Origin of the sequence: Afipia sp. GAS231, from assembly GCF_900103365.1 — a bacterium.
GTDB lineage: Bacteria > Pseudomonadota > Alphaproteobacteria > Rhizobiales > Xanthobacteraceae > Bradyrhizobium.
In genome coordinates this window covers 2396430-2416240 of the sequence record NZ_LT629703.1, presented here as the reverse complement: position 1 = coordinate 2416240, position 19811 = coordinate 2396430, and the positions used below count along the sequence as shown (strand labels likewise).

The window sequence follows — 19811 nt, the reverse complement described above, 5'->3', positions numbered from 1 at the left end:
CTTCTCGCGGCGCGATGCGCCCGGAGTTTTGCTCGAAACCTTGCCCTCGAAATCAGAGGGCGCAGGGAAGACCGGGTGCGCGCCGCACCCGCGGTCTCGTACGCGATAGTTGCAACAAGATTTGCGCACGAGCATACAGGTTTGGCGGAAGCCTCCGGCCTTCCCTGCGCAATGGCTTTACGGCTTATACGAGATCGTCCTGGTGACCCTGCTTTTTGTGACACCATCGCTCTTGGGCAGCGTTGGCTGCCTTCGAACTTGACGCCGGCATCGGGGCGTCGGACCCAAACGATTTCACCGTACGCTGCAGCCCGTTCGTCTCGCGTGCCGCCGCGTCCACCGCTCCCTGCCCCTCGTTTGCGACGATGGCCGACGCCCCTTGTGTCCAAAAAATTTGGCAGAATGAGCGAACGGGCGGTTGCGGACCAACCGCCCGTTGCTGGAACTGAGCCCGTACGCCCCAAAGGCGACAGAGCCTGTACCAGAGCGAGGGACAGCTCCGGCGTCTTCCTCAACCCGAACAGTTGCAAGGGCTTCGAGCCCGTACCGAGCAAGGAAGGGAGTGGATGATGGCACAAGATGATCGCATTGTCGTGGGCATCGATGTGGCAAAGGACAAGGTGGATGCGTGCATTCGCTCGCTGTCATTGCGTCAGGTCTGTCCGAACACGGGACAAGGCCACCGCAAGCTGGTGGCCTGGCTTCGCAAGTACAAGGCAACCAGGGCTGTGATGGAGGCGAGCGGCGGTTACGAGCGTGACTGGGCCAAGCTACTGCGCCAGGCCGGTGTCGAGGTGCGGATCGTCGACCCCAAACGCGTCCGCAGCTTCGCGCTATCGGCCGGCCGGCTGGCAAAGAACGATGTGATCGACGCGGAGATGATCGCCTGGTTCGCCGAGATATTTACCGAGGCGCCGAGCCAGACCCACGATGCCGCACGCGAGGAGTTGCTGGCGCTGGTGAAAGCGCGCATCGGTCTGGGTGATCTCAAGACGCGCTTGCAAAGCCAAAACGAGCATGCTGCACCAGGACTGGTTCAGAAAACGCATGCCCGCGTCTTGAAGAATCTGGTCAGTGAAATTGCCAAGCTCGAGGCGGCAATTGCGGCCAAGATCAAGGCCTCGCCACACCTTGCCGAGCGTGCCGAGATCATCGAGAGCGTGCCGGGCCTCGCCGAAACGACCTCCGCCAACCTCATTGCGGGGATGCCGGAGCTTGGGCAGGTGAGCAACAAGATCGCCGGTGCGTTATTAGGCGCCGCCCCGTACGACGACGATAGCGGCCATCGGCGCGGTGAGCGTCATATCAAGGGTGGCCGCCGCTGGGTCCGCAACGCCATCTACATGCCCTGCCTCGGCGCAGCCACGCAGAACAACCCGGTGCTCAAGGCCTTCTACGACCGCCTGATTGCCAAGGGAAAGAAGCCGAAAGTGGTGCTTGTCGCCTGCATGCGCAAGCTCATCGTCATCCTCAACATCATGATCGCACGACGGCAGAAATGGGATCCCAGCCGTTACGCACTGAACTGAGCGAGCGCACCTCACCGCGCTCGGTCATCGACCGAGCGCATGCCAAGCCAACAGACCGGAGAGCGGACGGGGTCAAGGCCGTAAGCCGCCGAAGGCGGGGCGCGCCCCGCACCAGCCTTGAGGCCCGGCCGATCGCCGGTTTACTTCAGCACAGTTGCTCTGGTGGGACAGGATGGCGGGAGTCCTAGATCTGATTTGCCCGACGGCTCAACGGAAATATTTTTATCCGAAGGGCTGGACAGACTTTTGGTGATTTGCCCGTCGTGCCAGTTTGTCGCACGCGCGCGATCAACATCGTCCTTGCGCGCCAGGGGCGACTCATGCGCGGTCCTGGATCGCATTTGAGTTCAACTTTATCTATCGCGCAGACTGGATCATTATCATCTTGCTCGTATGGTCGCCCCATTCCGGGGGAAGGCTATGCCGTCGATATTCTTGCGTACCGAGAGCCAGAAAGCTGCCCTTCGCAAGCTAAGGGACAATCCGTTTGTGCCAGTCTTGGGAATCGGCGGATTATGTGTTTTCAGCAACAATATTCTCGTGGTTTTTCGTACGGGTCAGATTGAATGGGCCAATCGTTTTCGTCCAAATGTGATGATCTCGTACTTCGATCATCCGTGGCTGTTTACTTTCGCGGTTTGTTTATCTGTTTTCGGGATACCGTTCTGTCTAAGCCTGATCTATTTTTATGTGTTGGCGATTTTTGAGGAATAGTCCGAGGGATAATGCGCCTGCATCCGCCAGCTTCGAGGAAGGCCGCAAGTATGTTAGTCGGCATGGGACGGCTTTTTGCAGCCTATCTCGCACAAGTGCTTGCCATGTGTGTCGCCGTCGCCTTGCTCACCATGACATTTGGCGCCTGGAAGTTCGAGCAGTTCGCGAGTGGCTTCATCGTCTTGTTGGTATTTTCCTTGATGGTCATTCCTCTGCGCGTGATGATTCCGTTTCTGTTGATTTGGGTTGTGATCCATGCGTTCCGTTACCGCGGGCGTTGGCCGTTGCTCGTTTTGGGTGGTTTGTGCGGTCTCTTCGTGTTTATGACTCTTCCAAACGCAGAGGATGGTATTTGGACCTTCAGGTGGAGAGATTTCGGCTCTATGAAGCCGAGTGACTGGCAGGCCGCAGGGGGATTGATCGTTAGCGGATGCTTCGGCGGCTGGGTCGCGGGATGTGTTGGGAAGCGTCCCTGGGTGAGAGGTTTCGGGTGGCACACATCGCCGCTCTGACAGTACGGAATGCCGATTACGGGTCATCAGCGCGACATCCGCGCGGCAATGTTACGGGTCAGACCGTTCGACAAGGTGCGCCCGCGACGGTGACGGGTCGAACCGGTCGGCGAAATATTGGGTTTCGTGGGCCACCAGTCCGTCGCGGAATTCCATGATGCTCACGGTATAGGACGGTACGCCGTCATAGCTGAGCACGAATTCGGTGACCAGAGATCGCCGCGGCCGATCATTCGCCGGACCGTAAAGCGCTTCGTGTTCGGCTGGACGCGCCGGCTCTCCTGAATGTTGCGCCGGCCGCGGATGCGCTCGCTCGATTGCGGATAATCGAGCACGGCATCCTCGCGGTAGATGTCATGTTCGGCCTCGAAATCACTCGCATCGGAAGCGTTCCAATGGCGATCGAGCGCGGCTCGCACGGTTCGATCATCCATGTCGATCTCCTGCCTCGCATGGTTCGTGGGTTCGACCACATCGTTAAAAGTCCAGTTTGGATTGAATCGCATCCATTCCAGCCTTGGCGCAGGCTTCGTCGGCATCGCCTCCGGGGGCTCCCGAGACGCCGATCGCGCCAACCAGCGAACCGCTCGCTTCGACCACGAGTCCGCCGGCAATGACGACCGCGCCCGGAAGATTGCGAATGCCTGCCTGCATCATGCCCGGCTGGCTGATGCTGAACAGGTTGCTCGTGCTGCTGCGGAAGGTCGCCGCGGTCCATGCCTTGCCCGAAGCGGTGGCGGGGGTGTGAGGTCCCGCATAACGATCGCGCAGGATGACCTGGATCACGCCGAACCGATCGACCACGGCGACTGCCGCTTGATATCCGCGTTGCTGACAGTTCAGGAGCGCGGCCTGGGCCAGTTCGAGGGCAATTGCCGGACTCAGAGACTTGTAGGTCACGAGCGATTCCTGTGCGCGGCACGGAGTCGAAATCAGCAGAGCGAGACCTGCCGCCAGATGTACGATGCGTTTGTTGTCCATAACCGATCCTGTTCAGTGGCTTGGTGGTGCGATCTGACTCTGCACACAGCCTCGTGACGTCGGAACGTAACGATGTCCCCGATCCGCCTATTGCGTGTGCAGCGCACTCTGATTAAAAAAGGCCTCGGGGAAACGCAGACTCCCCATCAGACGGTTCCCGTCCAAGCTCTGCGCAACGCTCGATTTTGTCGAGAGGATTGCGCATGGACGGCCGAAGGCTCTCAATCTCGCCAATTACCCGTTGTGGACAAATCGACGCCGAGGCGGCGCCGATCGATGCTGTTCGCGAGACCTCGTCGATCACTTATTCCGGTAGTGCACAGCGGATCAGCGAAGGCTTTGTCATTGCGTTGCGCGCAATGGGATTCGAGGCCGGCATGCCGCCATCGGATATGGCGCAGTCTGATGCCACCCCAGACCCGGAGGACAGTTAAATGGGCTTCAAACTTTGGCATGTAGCCACGATCCTTGTCGCCTCATTCACGACCGTCGCGAACGCGCAGGAAATCGACTGGCAGAAAGTCGATGACGCCTTCGGCAGGAAGCCTGCGGTTTCGGGCGACGTGCACCGCTACGGTTTCCCCCGCACCGATCTTGCCGTGACCCTTGATGGCGTTACCATCAAGCCGGCGCTGGCGCTCGGTGGCTGGGTCGCGTTCAAGCCGATGCACGGCGAGGCCATGGTGATGGGTGACCTCGTTCTGCTTGAGACCGAAATCAATCCGGTCATGCTCAAGATGATCGAAGGCGGGCTTGAGATCACCGCCGTGCACAATCACCTGCTGCGCGCCAGCCCCGCCACGTTCTACATGCATGTCGGAGGCCACGGCGATCCCGCGAAGATGGCGACCGTTATTCGCGATGCGCTGGCGGCGAGCAAGACCCCGCTCGCGGCGCCCGCTGCGGCGCCACCGCCAGCCGTCGATCTCGACACCGCACAGCTTGATCAGATCATCGGCGTCAAAGGGCAGGCGAACGGCGGCGTCTATCAATTTGCGGTGCCGCGCCGTGATCCGGTCACAGAAAATGGCATGCAGATGAGTCCGGTCGGGCCGATGGGCGTCGCGATCGCGATCGGCTTTCAGCCGACCGGTGGCGGCAAGGCAGCGATCACCGGGGATTTCGTTCTGTCCGGCGACGAGGTGAATCCGGTGATCAGAGCCTTGCGAACGAACGGCATCGACGTCACCGCCGTCCACAGCCATATGCTGGACGAACAGCCGCGGCTGTTTTTCCTTCATTTCTGGGCCAATGATGATGCGTTGAAATTGGCCCGCGGCCTTCGCGCCGCACTCGACAAAACGGCGAGCACGAAAAGCTAGAGTTGGAGGAGTTCGATCGAGCCGGTAGCCTGAAGACTGCGGGGATCCTGAGCCTCCCCACCAGATGGATATCCATCCAAGTGCTCGTTACCCGTTTTGGGGGAGCGACTTATGGATGGATGGATTCTCACTCTTTTTGCTCTTGCGGCCTTTGCCGGCGGTTTCGTCAGCGGCTTTTCCGGTTTCGCAATGGGTCTGGTGGTGTCGGGTGTATGGCTGCACATCATTACCCCTGTACAAACCGCAGCACTGATCGCCGGCTACGGTCTGCTCACGCAGGGTTACGGCATCCTGAAACTGCGCCAGGCATTGAACTGGCAAAGTATCTGGCCGCTGGTACTGGGCACGACGATCGGCGTCCCGATCGGAGTGATCCTGCTGAACCACATCAACCCGGTCCATCTGCGGTCGGGCGTCGGTGTATTGCTCGTGCTCTATACGGTCTACGGCCTGGCACGGCCGGCATTCAGGCCGATGAAAATTGGAACAGGGTCCGACATTGCCATTGGTGTTGTTAATGGACTGGTGGGTGGACTGACCGGACTTGGTGGCATCGTATCCACGATCTCCTGCCAATGGCGGGGCTGGACCAGAGATGTGCAACGCGCGGTGTTCCAGCCGGTGCTGTTCGCGGCCTTTGTGGTGATCTGCATTTCGATGGTTGTCACCGGTGCCGTCACGCCCGAAACCCTCAAACTGTATGGACTGGGCTTCCCGTTCATGCTCGCCGGGCTCTGGGCCGGATTCAAACTCTACGGAACGATCAGTGACGAGACATTCCGCAAAGCGGTTTTGGTGCTCCTGCTGTTTGCCGGCCTGTCACTGGTCGTGCCGGCATTGATCGCTCCCGCACCCGGGGCATCGTGAGGTCATTATGCCATTGAAAATAATCGGAACCATCACCATGCCAAATGCGGTTGGCAGCGAGTTTGATCACGCCGCCTTCGATGCGAAGAGCCGGCGCGTCTTCATTGCACACACCGCGCGCGATTGTATCGAGGTGATCGATCACGACGCTGGCCGCCACTTTGCGACGCTGCCGGGATTTTCCGGCGTGGCCGGGGCCGTCGCCGACGACGGACAGATTCTGGCAACCAACCGCGGCAGCGCCAGCATCGCCTGGCTGGATGCCGGCACCCTCGAAACCCGTGCCGTGTTCAAGACCGGCGCGCGACCGAACGGCGCCGTGATCGTCGCCCGAGCCGGACTCGGGATCGCAGCCTGTATCGGCAATGACACGGAAAAGCCGACGCTGCAGCTCTTTGGATTGCGCGACCAAAAACACGTATCGATCGACCTGCCGGGGCGACCGCGCTGGTGCGTCACCGACGCCGACGCTGGGCGGATCTTCCTCGCCATCCGCGAGCCCTCGATGGTGCTGGTCGCGCGTCTACCCGATCTTGGCGTGGTGACGCACTGGAAAATCCCGTCGTCGGGCGCGCATGGTCTCGACATCGATCATTCCCGAGGCCGGCTGTATGTTGCCTGTGACGATTCAACGCTGGTCGAGATGAACAGCACCTCGGGCGACGTCACCAACGTCTGGCCGATCGGCGGCCCGCCCGATGTCACGTTCTTCAACCCCGCAAGCGGTCTGGTGCATGTTGCCATCGGGGAGCCCGGGCTCGTCGATTCAATCGACCCGCGCAACGGAAATACCACGCGCACCGTGACCGGCGCGGGCGCGCATACCACGGCGCTGGTGGCGCCGGACCAGCTCTACGTGATTTCACCCGCGCATGGCGGAATTCTCGTCCTCTCGGACGCCTGACGTCCGCCGATCTAAGCTGAACAGGAGACTTGAAAATGAAATGGATCACCCGCGAAAAGGTCAAGGTCGACCGCGTTGCATGCCCATGGCTGATCAAGAAGTTCGTCGATCAGGAAGCCGAGTTCGTGTTCGTGCCGGGAGAGAAGGTGATGGCGGAGGCGAAGCGCCTCGACGCCATTCCCTATGACGTCAAGGACGTCGAGCTCGGCCATCACGGCAAGGAATGTTCGTTCGAGGCCATCCTGAAAAAGTACAAGCTGACCGGCGATCCCGCGTTGATGCTGCTGGGGCGGATCGTCAACGGCGCCGATACCGACAATACGTTGTACCATCAGCCGGAGGGGCCGGGCCTCGAAGCCGTCGCCGAAGGCTTTCGGCATCTCGGCTTCAAGGACGACCACGAACACAATGCAGCAGCGTGGATCGTCTATGACGCGCTCTATGCTTACTGCCGCGAGATGGTCAAGCGCGGCAAGCCGCATGGCGACTTCATGAGTTGATACGCTTGCTGTCGCTTGAGCACGAAGGGTGGTTGTGGTAGGGTGATCACTCGGGCCATTGACAACCGCCCGATCAGCTCCCGCAGCCAAGCGTTGTTTCGCTCCTTTTGAGGAGGTGAAACATGCCTTGCAGCAGCACCATCGACCATTCAACCAACGCGCTCGACGAAGTCCCGGCCTCTTTTCCGACCCTGAGATGGGCTTGGAGATGGTCTTGGAAAATCCCTCTGGCCTGGCTGGCCGGAATGGCGCTGTGGTTGGAAAGACGGGCCGAATACAGGGAACTTCTCGAACTCGATGACCGGCTGCTCGACGACATCGGCGTATCGAGGACGGATATCGAAGAGGTGCGAAGGTCTCCCTTGTACCTGGATGCCTGGCGCCACAGCCTGTGATGGTTTCGTGTTCGCTCTGAATCCATCAGCACGTTCAGGATAAGTTGATTTAGCTTGTTCGCTCGACGAGGTGTGCCCGTGAGGGCGAAGGGTCGAACCGATCGGCGAAATATTGCGTTTCGTGGGCGACGAGTCCCTCGCGGAATTCCATGATGCTCACGGTGTAGGATGGTACGCCGTCATAGCTGAGCACGAATTCGGTGATCCAGAGATCGCCGCCGCCGATCATTCGCCGCACCGTAAAGCGCTTCGTGTTCGGCTGGGCGCGCCGGCTTTCCTGGATGTTGCGGCGGCCGCGGATGCGTTCGCCCGATTGCGGATAATCGAGCACGGCATCCTCGCGGTAGATTTCATGTTCGACCTCGAAGTCGCTCGCATCGGAGGCTTGCCAATGGCGCTCGAGCGCCGCCCGCACGGTTCGGTCATCCATCTCGATCTCCCTCTCCATGCCCTGGATTGCCCGATGGTCATGGGCCTGACCAGATCTTCAGGATGAGACATTAGTGCAACAACCATCGACCGAAATTTCGGGAGGCGCTTCGTTACCATGCTGCCGCCCGCTTCTGGCGATATAATTGCATCGATGGTTCCATAAGGAATTTTTCGGTGCCGAAGGTTGCAATTGGCGAGCAAGTCGAAGATGTCGCTGACGATCACGACCAGGACGCGGTTGTCACCGCGGTTCCGGTCGTTGGCGGAAGCGCGCTGCGCGCTGTCGACACTGAAGATTATGCTTCAACCATCGAAAACATAAGGGCTGCGGTATCCGGCAAGGCGCCCTCGGCTGCAACGAAACGCAGCCGTTCAACTCCGGCGCCCAATCGCACCAAGGCAGCCAGGGCCAATGGCAAGAAAGAGGCACCGAATCCACCGCTGTCGGTTCCCGCCGCGGCTCCCATGGTGGAAGCGGTTCCCGCCACGCCCGAACGCGGCAGCGGCGCTCTTGCCCTCGTTGCAGCTGTCGCTCTGGCGACGGTTGCCGCCTACTTTTCGGTCACGGGCATGGCTGAAATATTTCCCGGGGCTCCGGTTGCGGTCATGATGCTCGCGGCGACGATGGAGGCCGGCAAGCTCGTGATGGCCGGATGGCTGGCCGCGCATTGGCGCCGGGTTGGATGGAAAATGCGCTCGGCCATGGTCGCACTCGTTACCGGCCTTGCACTTATCAACGCCGCCGGTGTGTTCGGCAAGCTGGTCGAGACGCATGTCAGCGTGGCGGCCTCGGCGCGTTCCAGCGTCGCCGAACGCATTGATGCGCTCGACGCCCGCGTCACGGCGCAATCGGCTGTCGTTGCCGACCTCGGCAATCGCGTTGCGCAAATCGATCGGGCGGTGGACGAATCGACGCGGCGCGGCTGGGTAACCCGGTCCATCAACCTGGCAACCCAACAACGCGCGACGCGGGATGGGTTGGATGCGCAGCGGCAGGCGGCAACAGCAACGCTGGTTGGACTGCAGGCACAGCGCGCGACGCTTGTCGCTGAACGTTCCCGCATCGAAGCGTCCGCCGGTCCAATCCAGAATCTCGCCGTCATGGTCGGTGCCGCGCCCGAAACCGCGGTTCGATGGCTGATCCTTTTGATCGTGCTCTGCTGCGATCCGGCGGCAATCGCCTTGACGGTGGCCGCGGCCAGTTCGCGACGCTAGTGCGTTTTAGGGCGACGCCTCGTCGTCCCGCTTCTTCAACAAGTCCCTGGCGAGATCGGCGAGCGCCGGGCGCGGCAAGGCCGTGAACGGCAAGGGACGGGTGACATCGATGGCGGCGAGGCCGAGCCGCGCGGTCAGCAGGCCGTTGAGCACGCCTTCGCCGAGGCGTTGCGAAAGTTTGGCCGCGATGCCGTGGCCGAGCATCTGCTGGATCAGGCTGTCGCTGGCGGCCATGCCGCCGGTGATGGCGAGATGTCCGATGACATGGCGCATCAGACGGATCATGCCGAGCGTGCCTGGCCGGCCGCCATAGAGCAGCGCCAGTTGCCGGATCATCCGCAACGACGCCACGAACACGAAGGCGACGTCGATCAGCGCGCGCGGGCTTACGGCGGTAACGACCGAAACCCGCTGTGCCGCTGACGAGACCAGCCGGCGCGCTTCCTGATCGAGCGGGCTCATCAGTTCGCGCTCGGCCAGCTTGATCATGTCGGCGCCGTCGATGATGTCGTCGGTGTGGTTTTGCAACGCGGCGCGGGCGCGCGCCAGTTGCGGGTTCTGGTGCGCGAGCTTGACCAGATCGGCGACGACAGCCCGGCTCGCGGCGCGGTCGTCGCTGAGCAGGACTTCCGCGGCGCGCAGATGCAGTTTCTCGATCGTGGCCAGCCGTGCCAGTCCGAAGGCTTCGCGCGCGATCACGACTGTTAGCGCCAGCGTGGCGGCGGCGGCAAAGGCGAGGCCGAGAAAGCCGAGGCTTTCGCTGCGCGCAAACAGATCCTCGACCAGGTTGAGGATGCCGAGCCCGGTGCCGAGCAGCACCAGTCCGCCGACGGCCGAAAAGAACAGCGTGCCCCAGCGGAAGCCGCGGCGCACCGGGACCAGCGGTGTATCGATAAGCACCGGCAGCAATGACGGATCGCTCTCCGGCGTGATGCGCACCGTGCCGCGGGCCGGGCGGCCGGTATCGTCAGGGTCCATCACGACCACGCCGGGATCGTCGAGCTTGAACGTGGCCGGCCGCCGATGCGGCGTTTTCTCGCTCATTGCAATCGGTCTCCGATCAGGAACTGAAGGGCGCGGTCAAGGCGGATGTGAGGCAGCGAGGGCTCTTCCGCACCCTCGTGGGCGAGCAATGGTGGCCGGAAGCGCAGGAAACGGAAATCGGCCTTGTCGGAGGCCGTGCTGGAAAGACCACGAAACCCGCCGTTGAACAGTTCCTCGGGGTTGTCGGGCAGGTCGCCGGGGAAGGTCGCGACTTCGGTCTCGCCGTCGAAGGTTTCGCCGTTGGCGACCTCGCCCGGCGCGGGGGTGCCGAGGATGGAGGGTAATTTGTCGCGGCCGCGGGTGACGACGGCCTCGCGGGTGGCGCGCACCGCCGCCAGTGCCACCACGTCGATCGCAGCACCCGCAACTTCGGCGCGGCCGGCGGCCTTGGCGACCGCGCGCCGCAACACCGCTTCCAGCCGGTCATGGCTCTGGTGATGCAGATGATCGGCCTTGGTGGCGGCGAACAAAATGCGGTCGATCCGCGGCCGGAACAGATTGCTCAGCAGCGTGCTGCGCCCGATCCGGAAGCAATCGAGAATACCCGATAGCGCCGCTTCGAGATCGTGCAGCGCTTCCGGCCCGGCGTTGAAGGCGGCAAGCGCGTCGACCAGCACGACCTGGCGATCGAGCCGCGCAAAATGATCGCGAAAGAACGGCCGCACCACGACGTCCTTGTACGCTTCGTAACGCCGCTTCATCATCGCCCACAGCGAGCCGTCGGGCGCGGTGCCGTCGGCGGCGACGTCGAGCGGTGCAAAGGTCAGCGCCGGCGTGCCCGCCATGTTGCCCGGCATCAGGAAACGCCCGGGCGGTAGCAGGCTCATGGCGAAGCGCTCGTCGCGGCAGGCGCGCAGATAGTCCGTGAACAGCTTTGCGGCCGTCAGTGCCGCCTGTTCGTTCTCGCGGCCTTCGGCGCTGAGCGTCGCCAGATGTTCATGCCAAGGCGTGGCGAGTTTGGCGCGCGGGCCTTCCCGCGACAATGCCAGGCTTTCGGCCGACCATTGCTCGTAGCTTTTAGCGAGCAGCGGCAGGTCGAGCAGCCATTCACCGGGATAGTCGACGATGTCGATGGTCAGCGTGCGGTCCGCGCCATTTTGCCGCTGGTAGTCGATCACCAGCCGCAGTTCCGAAATGTCGACGGTGGAGCTCGGCCAGCGCCGTTCCTCGATCAGGGTGCGGACGTGATTCTCGTAATCGAAGCGCGGCACCGCATCGTCCGGCTGCGGCTCGAGCCGGGCGCGGGCGATCCGCCCCGACGCATAGGGCTCGAACACCGGAAACCGGCCCCCACGTGTCAGGCCATGGATCAGCGCGGTGATGAACACGGTCTTGCCGGCGCGCGACAGGCCGGTGACGCCGAGCCTGACGGTCGGATTGAAGAAGCCCTCGCCGTAGTCCAGCAGCGCCCGCGCCGACAGGCGCGCTTCCTCGACGATATCTGAAAAACTCGGGGCCATACGGGGGGGAGGGCTCGATGTGAGAGGCGGGCGCGGAACCCCCGAAAAGTGGCGATTGGCGGGCCGAAATCAAGCTTCATCATTCGGTCGCGTTTATGGGCGAAGGCGGCCTTCGAACCGTTCGTTGACCCCGCGGAACCCAAGTCTTATGGCTTTAAAGTCTTATGGCTTTAAATCCTATGGCTTTAAGTCCTATGGCTCCCAGACCCCCATTCGGAAGGCCGTCATGACGATCTTCAGACTGAAGCAAATCGCATCGACCTCGATCCACGCAGCGGCCGGCGCCATGCATTGGAATTACGACCGCGCCGAGCTGATCGCCGACGGCGTCGTGCATATCATCGGCATCTGCTTCGGCCTGGTGGCCACCACCGCTTTGATCGTGCTGGCGGCGGTTTACGCCAGAGCGGTCGACGTTGCCGCGGTGTCGATCTATGCCACCGGGCTGCTGGCGATGCTGGCGATGTCGGCGACCTACAATCTGTGGCCGGTGTCGCGGGCCAAATGGGTGCTGCGGCGGTTCGATCATTCGGCGATCTATCTGTTGATCGCCGCGACCTATACGCCGCTGATCATGGAATTGAAGGACAGCACTTTTGCGATCGCGCTGCTGATCGGGGTGTGGTGCATCGCGATTTTGGGGATCGTGCTGAAACTGACGCGGCCGGGCCGATACGACCGCGTTGCCGTCGGCCTCTATCTCGCCCTCGGCTGGAGCGGCGTGATGCTGTACGATCCGGTGGTGAAGGCGCTGCCGGGTCTGGCGCTGGGCTTCGTCGTCGCCGGCGGCGTGCTGTATAGTTTCGGCGTGGTCTTCCACGCCTGGCAGCGGCTGCGATTTCAGAACGCGATCTGGCACGGCTTCGTCTTGCTTGGTGCGGCGTGCCACTATACGGCTATCCTCGACGTGGTGCTGACGTAGATTTTATTTGAGCATGATCTTTTCGGAAAACCGGTTCCCACTTTTTCCGGATCATGCTGTAAAAAATATAAGGGAGAACGGCCATGCAGGTGACGGGCAAAGTCGTGGTTGTCACGGGTGGCGCCAACGGCATCGGCAAGGCGATGTGCGAGGCATTCCATCGCGCCGGCGCCGCCAAGGTCGTCGTCGCCGATATCGATCCGGCAGGCTCGCGCGCCGTCGCCACCCCGATCGGTGGCGCAGCCTTCAAATGCGACGTCGGAAAGGAGAAGGACATCCTTCACGTCATCGAGGAGACCGAAAATCAATTCGGTCCGATCGCGTTGTTCTGCTCCAATGCCGGCATCGGCGGCGGCTTCGATCCGCTATCGAGCAACGCCGGCGGAACCTCCGACGAACCCTGGTCGCGGAGCTGGGCCGTTCACGTGATGGCGCATGTCTATGCCGCCCGCCACCTGATCCCGCGCATGAAGGCGCGCGGCGGCGGCTATTTCCTCAACACGATTTCCGCGGCGGGACTGCTGTCGCAGGTCGGAAGCCCGGCCTATTCGACCACCAAACATGCCGCGGTAGGCTTTGCGGAAAATCTCGCTATTTCGCACAAGGACGACGGCATCAAGGTTTCAATCCTGTGCCCGCAGGGCGTCGATACCGCCATGCTGCGCTCGATCCCGAAAGGCCCGCAATCCGGTGATGGGGACCTTTCGCCGGAGCAGGTGGCGCAGGACGTGCTTGTGGGGCTGGAGCAGGAGACGTTTGCCATTCTGCCGCATCCCCAGGTGCTGGGCTACATGCGCAAGAAGACCGAGAATTACGACCGCTGGATTGCCGGCATGGCGAAGATCCAGGCCAAGATGCGGGAAGCGTACGGGAAGTGAGGGGTGAGGGGCGCGACGCGTCTCTCATCCGTCATTGCGAGGAGCGACAGCGACGAAGCAATCCAGACTCGTTTTGTCGCCGACTGGATTGCTTCGCTTCGCTCGCAATGACGGCGGAGGGAGTGGCTGCTAACTCTTCTTCGCGTACAGCAACGGCACCGCCGAATCCACCATCACCTCGATCAAACTGACGCCGTCATGCGCAAGCCCGCGCTTCAGCGCAGCCGCTAGTTCGGATGCCTTGCCGACACGCACCGCATCGCAGCCCATGCCTTCGGCGAGTTTGACGAAATCGATGCCGGGCAGTTCGAGGCCCGGCACATTGCGCACCTGCATCACCTGGCTGAACGAGCGCATCGCGCCGTAGCCGCCATTATTGATAACGACGACCGTCAGCGGCAGCTTGCGTTGCGCCGCGGTCCACAATGCCTGGATCGAATACATCGCCGAACCGTCGCCGATCAGGCAGACGGTGCGGACGCCGGGACATCCGAGCACCATGCCGACCGCGGCCGGCAGGCCCCAGCCGAGGCCGCCGCTCGCCATGGTGTAGAAACTGTCCTGGCCGCGCATCGGCATGAACTTTTGCATCGCCGGGCGATGCGACGGTGCTTCCTCGACCAGTACCGCATCAGCGGGCATGGCGTGATGCAGCGCGTCGAGCAGGTATTCGACCGGGATCGGATCGGCGGCCGAGGGCTTCGGCGACAGCACGCGGCCGGCCGGCGCGGCGCGTTTTGTCTCCGGCAACAGGTCGAGCAGCATCGACAGCGCCGGCTTCATGGTGGCGACGATGCTGGTGCCCGAGGGCGTCACGGCCGCGGCGGTCGGATCGTCGGTGATCTGGAAGATCGTAGTGTCGCCGTCGAATATCGCGGCGTGGCCCTCGACGTGGAACGTGAACACCGGCGCGCCGATCACGACGACGAGGTCATGCGCGCGCAATGCCTCGGACAATTGTCCCGGCGAAGCATGCAGGAAGCCCGCGAATTGCCGATGCCGTTCCGGGAACGAACAGCGCGCCGAGAACGGACTGACCCATACGGCAGCTTTGGTCTTCTCGGCAACCTTCACCATCAGATCGACGGCCGCGGCACGATCGACGCCGGGGCCGATCACCAGCGCCGGGTGCTTGCTGTCAGCGAGCGCCGTGACCAGCGATTTCATCGCGGCCGGATCGGGGCCGAGTTCGCGGCTGACCTGGCGCGCTTCGATCGGCTGCGCCGGCCGGGTCCAGTCGTCGATCGGCACCGAGACGAAGGTGGGGCCGCACGGTGGCTGCATCGCCACGTAATAAGCGCGCGCGATCGCTGATGGTACGTCTTCGGCACGCGCCGGCTCGACGCTGTATTTGACGTAAGGCCGCGGAAATTCCGAGGCGCGCTCGGCCTGCAGAAATGCATTCAGCGGCAGGATCGAGCGCGCCTGCTGGCCCGCGGTGATGACCAGCGGCGCCTGGTTGCGATGCGCGGTGTAGATGTTGCCGAGCGCATTGCCGACGCCGGCGGCCGAATGCAGGTTGACGAAGCCGGCATTGCGGGTCGCCTGCGCATAGCCGTCGGCCATACCGATCACGGAGGCTTCCTGCAAACCGAGCACATAGTCGATGTCGTCAGGCCAGTCGCTCAGGAACGGCAGCTCGGTCGAGCCGGGATTGCCGAACACCTTTTTGACGCCGAACGCGCGCAGCAGGCTGAAGGTCGCGTCCTTGACGGTGGTGGAGGTTGTTGTGGTCTTGACCGGTTTGCGGGACGACATCATGTGCTCCCAGAGCTAACTGCATACTCCGTCATTCCGGGATGGTGCGCTAGCACCAGACCCGGAATCTCGAGATTCCGGGTCTGGTCCTTCGGACCATCCCGGAATGACGGCTTTACCACGTCGCCGTGCCCTTCATGGTCGGCTGGCCGTCCGCGTTCGCGATCCACAGTTCCATGCCGGTGGGAATGTCGTTGGCATTGACCGAGAATTCGCTGCCTTCGAACAAAGGCTGCAGGCCGCGATAGCTGAACTTCTTCGGCGGCTTGCCGCCCTGAAGTTTGGCGGCGAACTCGACGATCAAGGCCGCTTGCAACGGGCCGTGGAAGATCAAGCCGGGATAGCCCTCGACCTTGGTGACGTAGTCGCGATCGTAATGGATGCGGTGGCCGTTGAAGGTCAGCGCCGAATAGCGGAACAGCAGCACGGGATCGCTGACGCGGACTTCGCGATGCTTTGCCACGGGTGCCGGCGGCGGCGGCTTAGTGGCTGGCGCCGCGCCACCCATATCGCGGTAGACGATGTCCTGGCGCTCGCGGAGCGCCATGCCGCGCGGCGTCGTGACGATGTGTTCGACCGAGACGAAGCACAAGGTGCCGGTCGAACCGGTTTTGATGGTCACATCGGTGATACGCGAGGTGCGCTTGCTATCGTCGCCGACGCGCAGCGGCTCGAAGAATTCCAGTTCGCCGCCGGCCCACATCCGGCGCGGCAGCGGTACCGGCGGCAGGAAGCCGCCGCGGGTCGGGTGGCCGTCCGGGCCGAGCATCGACATCGGAAACACCGGCTGCGCCATGCACCAATGCGTGGTCCAGGGCGCGGCGTCACCCGTCTTGGGCTCGCCGATGTCCTGAAACAGCGTCGCGCGCAAACCTTTCACAAGGTGCGCGGTGACGATGTCGGAAGCTTCCGTGGTCTTGCCGATCCATTGGCGCAAGTGATCCAGGTCGAGTTTTTCTGCGACAGCTTCGGTCATGACTTGGTACTCCCAGCGCGAGCGGACTTGGGAAGTTCAACGTGTTCGCCGATCGCGGGCACGGCGCCGTAGTGCCGTTCCTCGCCGACGAAGATCGCGGCCGGCGCGGCATAGTTGATCTTGCCATTCGGCGTATCGACCTCGATGCGGCGCAGGTGCGGATGCACGGCGAGGTCGGCCATGGTGTTGACCTCGGCAAACGCGATGTCGGCATCATCAAGCCGCTTCAACAGATCGACGCGGTTCATGGTGGCAAAACTGTCGGCCACCGTCTTGTCGGTGAGGGCGCGGTTGCGCACGCGTTCGACCATGTTGGCAAAGCGCGGATCATCAGGCAGCTCGGGCTGGCCCAGCACGTCCGAACACAATTTTTTCCATTCGCGCTCGCTCTGGATCGAAATCAAAATGCCCTTGCCGTCCTTCGAGTTGAACACGCCGTAGGGGGCGATCGAGGGATGCGCCAGCGCCATCCGCTTCGGCGGATTGCCGGCCTCCGAATTGATCAGCGGCACCGCCATCCAGTCGGCCATCACGTCGAACATCGATATCCGGATATCGGCGCCCTTGCCGGTGCGGCCGCGCCCGATCAGCGCCTCGAGGATCGCCGCATGCGCGGTGGCGCCGGTCGAGATATCGACGACGGAGATGCCGACCCGCGACGGGCCTTCCGGGCCGCCGGTGATCGAGGCGAGGCCGCTTTCGGCCTGGATCAGCAGGTCATAGGCCTTACGGTCGGCATAGGGGCCAGAGTCGCCATAGCCGGAGATGGTGCAGCAGATCAGTGCCGGATAATCCTTGCGCAGCCGCTCCAGCGAGAAGCCGAGCTTGTCCATCGAGCCGGGCTTGAGGTTCTGCAGCAGCACGTCGGCGCCGGCGATCAACTCTTCCAGCGCGGCGCGACCTTCCTTGGTGGCGAGGTCGATCACCACGGAGTTCTTGCCGCGGTTGAGCCAGACGAAATAGCTGCTCTGGCCCTTGGCGGCGGCGTCGTAGCCGCGGGCGAAATCGCCCTCGGGCCGTTCGACCTTGATGACGTGGGCCCCGGCATCCGCCAGCCGCGAACTGCAGAATGGTGCTGCGACAGCCTGTTCGACGGCGACGACGATCAATCCCTCAAGCGGCAGCATGGGCGTTTCTCAGTAGGAGCGGGGCATGCCGAGCACATGCTCGGCGACATAGGACAGGATCAGGTTGGTCGAGATCGGCGCCACCTGGTAGAGCCGGGTTTCGCGGAACTTGCGCTCGACGTCGTATTCTTCCGCGAAGCCGAAGCCGCCATGGGTTTGCACGCAGGCATTGGCCGCGTCCCAGGCCGCGTCCGCCGCCAGCATCTTCGACATGTTGGCCTCGGCGCCGCAATCGAGCCCGGCCTCGTATTTGCGGGTGGCTTCCTTCACCATCAATTCGGCGGCGCGCATCTGCGCGTAGGCCTTGGCGATCGGGAACTGGACGCCCTGGTTCTGGCCGATCGGGCGGCCGAACACCACGCGCTCCCTGGCGTAGGCGGTGGACTTCGCCGTGAACCACTTGGCGTCGCCGATACATTCCGATGCAATCAGAATGCGCTCGGCGTTCATGCCGGACAGGATGTAGCGAAACCCCTTGCCCTCGTCGCCGATCAGGTTTTCGGCCGGCACCTTCATGTCGGTGAAGAACACTTCGGTGGTGGCGTGGTTCATCATGGTGCGGATCGGGCGGATTTCCAGACCGTTGCCCTTGGCCTCGCGCATGTCGACGATGAACACCGACAGGCCGTCGGTGCGCTTCTTGGCGTCTTCCTTCGGCGTGGTGCGCGCCAGCAGGATCATCAGGTCGGAATGTTCGGCGCGGCTGGTCCAGATCTTCTGGCCGTTGACGACGTAGTGGTCGCCGTCGCGCCGCGCGACGGTTTTCAGCGAGGAGGTGTCGGTGCCGCTGGTCGGCTCGGTGACGCCGAACGCCTGCAGCCGCAATTCGCCGCTGGCAATCTTTGGCAGCCACTTCGCCTTCTGGGCGTCGTTGCCGTGCCGCAGCAGCGTGCCCATGGTGTACATCTGGGCGTGGCAGCCGCCGCCGTTGCAGCCGGCGCGCTGGATCTCTTCGAGGATCGCGGCCGCGGCCGAGAGTTTCAGCCCGGCGCCGCCATATTCCTCGGGGATCAGCACCGAGAGGTAACCGGCTTCCGTCAGCGCGTTCACGAACTCCTTCGGGTAGGCCATCTGGCGGTCGAGCTTGCGCCAGTATTCGCCCGGGAATTGGGCGCAAAGCTTGGCAACGGCGTCGCGGATGTCGTGGAATTCGTCTTGTTGTTCGTGTGCGGTCATTGGATTTACTGGCGATGACTACGGGTTGATGTCAATTGCCGATCGGCGGGCAGTTGTGAGGCCACCGCAAACTCCCTATGCTGTTTTGTTATAGCGTATGAACCTGCATTCGAAGGCTGGCAAGTATGGATCTGCGTCAGCTCAGAACGTTCAGTTGCGTGGCTGAACTCGGCAGCCTCAGCAAGGCGTCCGATACGTTGCGGGTGGCGCAGCCCGCACTCAGCCGTCAGATCAAGCTGCTCGAGCATGAATTGCGGGCCGAACTCTTTACCCGGAACGGCAGGGGCATGGTGCTGACCGAAGCCGGCCGCCTTCTGCTGGGGAGAACGGCGGGCATCGTCCGGCAGATCGACCAGATCCGCGACGATATCCAGTCCTCGGGAGGACCGCCGTCCGGGCGCGTGGTGCTGGGGCTGGTTCCGACCGTAAGCTGCGTGCTTTCGGCGCGGCTTGCCCGGCGCACCGTCGAAAGCTTCCCCGGCATTTCCCTGTGCATCGTGGAGAGCTACAGCGGACACCTGATGGAATGGCTGCACCGCGGCGAGATGGATCTGGCGGTCATCTATGGGCCGTCGAGCGATCTGCATTTGACGGTGCAGAGCCTCGGCCGCGACGACATCGTGGCGGTGGGGCCGCGCGGCAGCGGATTGGCGCAGAAGAAGCAGATCGATATCGCCTGGCTGCTTCGGCAGCGGCTGGTGCTGCCAAGTCATTCGCACGGGCTCCGGGCGCTGATCGAGCACGCAGCGGCGAAGAAGAAATTGAAGCTCGACGTGCAAGTGGAAGCCGATTCCTTCCGGGTCCTCACCAGCCTGGTCGAAGAAGGGCTGGGATACACGCTGCTGCCGCCGTCGTCGGTACGCCTGGAGGTCGCCGACGGCCGGCTGGAAACGGCCAGGATTTCCAGGCCGGCGCCAAGCCGCGAATTGACCCTTGCCTCGCCGCTCGACCATCCGGGCTCGAAAGCGATCACGCTCATCACCACGCTTCTCCGCGACGAAATCCGCGCTTGCTGTGCCGAAGGGCTCTGGGAAATCACGCTGGCCTGAGCCCGGTCCGGCGGGGATCTAGTAGAACAAATAGGCCGGGCGCGGCCTTA

The 19811-nt window shown here is 62.7% G+C and carries 21 protein-coding genes and 1 pseudogene; 13 read left to right on the top strand and 9 right to left on the bottom strand.

The genetic code is table 11. The annotated features are described in order from the left end of the window. The first annotated feature begins 566 nt into the window (after nt 1-566). The 3 genes from BLS26_RS11470 to BLS26_RS11460 all read left to right on the top strand — a co-directional run bounded on the left by BLS26_RS11470 (nt 567) and on the right by BLS26_RS11460 (nt 2755). Entirely contained in the window at nt 567-1529 is a 963-nt protein-coding gene (locus tag BLS26_RS11470) for an IS110 family transposase (RefSeq protein WP_092509475.1), read from the top strand. A 420-nt stretch (nt 1530-1949) separates the two neighbouring features. Then, nucleotides 1950-2243 (top strand): hypothetical protein, encoded by a 294-nt coding sequence (locus tag BLS26_RS11465; protein ID WP_157676416.1) that lies wholly within the window; start codon nt 1950-1952, stop codon nt 2241-2243. A 50-nt stretch (nt 2244-2293) separates the two neighbouring features. Continuing rightward, the gene (locus BLS26_RS11460; protein ID WP_092511113.1) at nt 2294-2755 is read left to right on the top strand and encodes a hypothetical protein; all 462 of its coding nucleotides are present in this window, start codon (nt 2294-2296) and stop codon (nt 2753-2755) included. A 51-nt stretch (nt 2756-2806) separates the two neighbouring features. Here the strand turns inward: BLS26_RS11460 and BLS26_RS11455 are convergent. Beyond that, a pseudogene (locus tag BLS26_RS11455) lies at nt 2807-3189 on the bottom strand (nuclear transport factor 2 family protein). A gap of 43 nt (nt 3190-3232) precedes the next feature. Beyond that, on the bottom strand, nt 3233-3736 hold the full coding sequence (locus BLS26_RS11450; protein WP_092511111.1) for a heme-binding protein: 504 nt from the start codon (nt 3734-3736) through the stop codon (nt 3233-3235). Between the two features lie 203 nt (nt 3737-3939). On the opposite strand from BLS26_RS11450, the gene BLS26_RS11445 reads away from it, so the two are divergent. From BLS26_RS11445 to BLS26_RS11420, 6 genes are all read left to right on the top strand, one after another. Further along, nucleotides 3940-4170, top strand: coding sequence for a hypothetical protein (locus BLS26_RS11445; RefSeq protein ID WP_092511109.1), 231 nt, complete (start codon nt 3940-3942; stop codon nt 4168-4170). Then, nucleotides 4171-5058, top strand: a complete 888-nt coding sequence (locus BLS26_RS11440) for a DUF1259 domain-containing protein (protein WP_092511107.1) — start codon at nt 4171-4173, stop codon at nt 5056-5058. A gap of 111 nt (nt 5059-5169) precedes the next feature. Then, nucleotides 5170-5925: a sulfite exporter TauE/SafE family protein gene (locus BLS26_RS11435; RefSeq protein ID WP_092511105.1), complete on the top strand. Its 756-nt coding sequence runs from the start codon at nt 5170-5172 to the stop codon at nt 5923-5925. Between the two features lie 37 nt (nt 5926-5962). Next, complete coding sequence (locus tag BLS26_RS11430) at nt 5963-6829, top strand: YncE family protein (protein WP_092511103.1); 867 nt, start codon at nt 5963-5965, stop codon at nt 6827-6829. 35 nt (nt 6830-6864) lie between these two features. After that, nucleotides 6865-7329: a chromate resistance protein ChrB domain-containing protein gene (locus BLS26_RS11425; RefSeq protein ID WP_092511101.1), complete on the top strand. Its 465-nt coding sequence runs from the start codon at nt 6865-6867 to the stop codon at nt 7327-7329. A gap of 122 nt (nt 7330-7451) precedes the next feature. Further along, nucleotides 7452-7724: a DUF1127 domain-containing protein gene (locus BLS26_RS11420; RefSeq protein WP_092511099.1), complete on the top strand. Its 273-nt coding sequence runs from the start codon at nt 7452-7454 to the stop codon at nt 7722-7724. 49 nt (nt 7725-7773) lie between these two features. Here the strand turns inward: BLS26_RS11420 and BLS26_RS11415 are convergent, their stop codons facing one another. Beyond that, complete coding sequence (locus BLS26_RS11415; RefSeq protein WP_092517939.1) at nt 7774-8154, bottom strand: nuclear transport factor 2 family protein; 381 nt, start codon at nt 8152-8154, stop codon at nt 7774-7776. 608 nt (nt 8155-8762) lie between these two features. Here BLS26_RS11415 and BLS26_RS35670 point away from each other — a divergent pair. Next, nucleotides 8763-9371: a hypothetical protein gene (locus tag BLS26_RS35670; RefSeq protein WP_157676415.1), complete on the top strand. Its 609-nt coding sequence runs from the start codon at nt 8763-8765 to the stop codon at nt 9369-9371. A gap of 6 nt (nt 9372-9377) precedes the next feature. On the opposite strand, the gene BLS26_RS11405 is transcribed toward BLS26_RS35670, so the two are convergent. Together BLS26_RS11405 and BLS26_RS11400 are read right to left on the bottom strand one after the other, a co-directional pair. Beyond that, the gene (locus tag BLS26_RS11405) at nt 9378-10415 is read right to left on the bottom strand and encodes a YcjF family protein (RefSeq protein ID WP_092511095.1); all 1038 of its coding nucleotides are present in this window, start codon (nt 10413-10415) and stop codon (nt 9378-9380) included. Further along, nucleotides 10412-11875 (bottom strand): YcjX family protein, encoded by a 1464-nt coding sequence (locus BLS26_RS11400; protein ID WP_092511093.1) that lies wholly within the window; start codon nt 11873-11875, stop codon nt 10412-10414. Before BLS26_RS11400 ends, BLS26_RS11405 begins: the two co-directional genes overlap by 4 nt. Nucleotides 11876-12101: 226 nt before the next feature. On the opposite strand from BLS26_RS11400, the gene BLS26_RS11395 reads away from it, so the two are divergent. Then, the gene (locus tag BLS26_RS11395) at nt 12102-12797 is read left to right on the top strand and encodes a hemolysin III family protein (RefSeq protein WP_092511091.1); all 696 of its coding nucleotides are present in this window, start codon (nt 12102-12104) and stop codon (nt 12795-12797) included. An 83-nt stretch (nt 12798-12880) separates the two neighbouring features. Next, the gene (locus BLS26_RS11390; RefSeq protein ID WP_092511089.1) at nt 12881-13675 is read left to right on the top strand and encodes an SDR family oxidoreductase; all 795 of its coding nucleotides are present in this window, start codon (nt 12881-12883) and stop codon (nt 13673-13675) included. Nucleotides 13676-13804: 129 nt separating this feature from the next. Here the strand turns inward: BLS26_RS11390 and mdlC are convergent, their stop codons facing one another. The 4 genes from mdlC to BLS26_RS11370 form a co-directional block, all read right to left on the bottom strand. Beyond that, nucleotides 13805-15433: a benzoylformate decarboxylase gene (gene mdlC, locus BLS26_RS11385; RefSeq protein ID WP_092517937.1), complete on the bottom strand. Its 1629-nt coding sequence runs from the start codon at nt 15431-15433 to the stop codon at nt 13805-13807. Between the two features lie 115 nt (nt 15434-15548). Continuing rightward, nucleotides 15549-16409: a MaoC family dehydratase N-terminal domain-containing protein gene (locus BLS26_RS11380; RefSeq protein ID WP_092511087.1), complete on the bottom strand. Its 861-nt coding sequence runs from the start codon at nt 16407-16409 to the stop codon at nt 15549-15551. After that, nucleotides 16406-17536 (bottom strand): CaiB/BaiF CoA-transferase family protein, encoded by a 1131-nt coding sequence (locus tag BLS26_RS11375; protein WP_092511085.1) that lies wholly within the window; start codon nt 17534-17536, stop codon nt 16406-16408. The genes BLS26_RS11380 and BLS26_RS11375 overlap by 4 nt, the downstream gene beginning before the upstream one ends. A 9-nt stretch (nt 17537-17545) precedes the next feature. Then, the gene (locus BLS26_RS11370) at nt 17546-18712 is read right to left on the bottom strand and encodes an acyl-CoA dehydrogenase family protein (RefSeq protein ID WP_092511083.1); all 1167 of its coding nucleotides are present in this window, start codon (nt 18710-18712) and stop codon (nt 17546-17548) included. A gap of 125 nt (nt 18713-18837) precedes the next feature. Here BLS26_RS11370 and BLS26_RS11365 point away from each other — a divergent pair, with 125 nt between their 5' ends. Continuing rightward, nucleotides 18838-19761: a LysR substrate-binding domain-containing protein gene (locus tag BLS26_RS11365; RefSeq protein WP_092511081.1), complete on the top strand. Its 924-nt coding sequence runs from the start codon at nt 18838-18840 to the stop codon at nt 19759-19761. The last annotated feature ends 50 nt before the right edge of the window (nt 19762-19811 follow it).

What these genes read in the sequence shown, in the direction of transcription:
- BLS26_RS11470 (WP_092509475.1), top strand. Translation starts at nt 567, where the DNA reads ATGATGGCACAAGATGATCGCATTGTCGTGGGCATCGATGTGGCAAAG.
- BLS26_RS11465 (WP_157676416.1), top strand. Translation starts at nt 1,950, where the DNA reads ATGCCGTCGATATTCTTGCGTACCGAGAGCCAGAAAGCTGCCCTTCGC.
- BLS26_RS11460 (WP_092511113.1), top strand. Translation starts at nt 2,294, where the DNA reads ATGTTAGTCGGCATGGGACGGCTTTTTGCAGCCTATCTCGCACAAGTG.
- BLS26_RS11450 (WP_092511111.1), bottom strand. Translation starts at nt 3,736, where the DNA reads ATGGACAACAAACGCATCGTACATCTGGCGGCAGGTCTCGCTCTGCTG.
- BLS26_RS11445 (WP_092511109.1), top strand. Translation starts at nt 3,940, where the DNA reads ATGGACGGCCGAAGGCTCTCAATCTCGCCAATTACCCGTTGTGGACAA.
- BLS26_RS11440 (WP_092511107.1), top strand. Translation starts at nt 4,171, where the DNA reads ATGGGCTTCAAACTTTGGCATGTAGCCACGATCCTTGTCGCCTCATTC.
- BLS26_RS11435 (WP_092511105.1), top strand. Translation starts at nt 5,170, where the DNA reads ATGGATGGATGGATTCTCACTCTTTTTGCTCTTGCGGCCTTTGCCGGC.
- BLS26_RS11430 (WP_092511103.1), top strand. Translation starts at nt 5,963, where the DNA reads ATGCCAAATGCGGTTGGCAGCGAGTTTGATCACGCCGCCTTCGATGCG.
- BLS26_RS11425 (WP_092511101.1), top strand. Translation starts at nt 6,865, where the DNA reads ATGAAATGGATCACCCGCGAAAAGGTCAAGGTCGACCGCGTTGCATGC.
- BLS26_RS11420 (WP_092511099.1), top strand. Translation starts at nt 7,452, where the DNA reads ATGCCTTGCAGCAGCACCATCGACCATTCAACCAACGCGCTCGACGAA.
- BLS26_RS11415 (WP_092517939.1), bottom strand. Translation starts at nt 8,154, where the DNA reads ATGGATGACCGAACCGTGCGGGCGGCGCTCGAGCGCCATTGGCAAGCC.
- BLS26_RS35670 (WP_157676415.1), top strand. Translation starts at nt 8,763, where the DNA reads ATGATGCTCGCGGCGACGATGGAGGCCGGCAAGCTCGTGATGGCCGGA.
- BLS26_RS11405 (WP_092511095.1), bottom strand. Translation starts at nt 10,415, where the DNA reads ATGAGCGAGAAAACGCCGCATCGGCGGCCGGCCACGTTCAAGCTCGAC.
- BLS26_RS11400 (WP_092511093.1), bottom strand. Translation starts at nt 11,875, where the DNA reads ATGGCCCCGAGTTTTTCAGATATCGTCGAGGAAGCGCGCCTGTCGGCG.
- BLS26_RS11395 (WP_092511091.1), top strand. Translation starts at nt 12,102, where the DNA reads ATGACGATCTTCAGACTGAAGCAAATCGCATCGACCTCGATCCACGCA.
- BLS26_RS11390 (WP_092511089.1), top strand. Translation starts at nt 12,881, where the DNA reads ATGCAGGTGACGGGCAAAGTCGTGGTTGTCACGGGTGGCGCCAACGGC.
- mdlC (WP_092517937.1), bottom strand. Translation starts at nt 15,433, where the DNA reads ATGTCGTCCCGCAAACCGGTCAAGACCACAACAACCTCCACCACCGTC.
- BLS26_RS11380 (WP_092511087.1), bottom strand. Translation starts at nt 16,409, where the DNA reads ATGACCGAAGCTGTCGCAGAAAAACTCGACCTGGATCACTTGCGCCAA.
- BLS26_RS11375 (WP_092511085.1), bottom strand. Translation starts at nt 17,536, where the DNA reads ATGCTGCCGCTTGAGGGATTGATCGTCGTCGCCGTCGAACAGGCTGTC.
- BLS26_RS11370 (WP_092511083.1), bottom strand. Translation starts at nt 18,712, where the DNA reads ATGACCGCACACGAACAACAAGACGAATTCCACGACATCCGCGACGCC.
- BLS26_RS11365 (WP_092511081.1), top strand. Translation starts at nt 18,838, where the DNA reads ATGGATCTGCGTCAGCTCAGAACGTTCAGTTGCGTGGCTGAACTCGGC.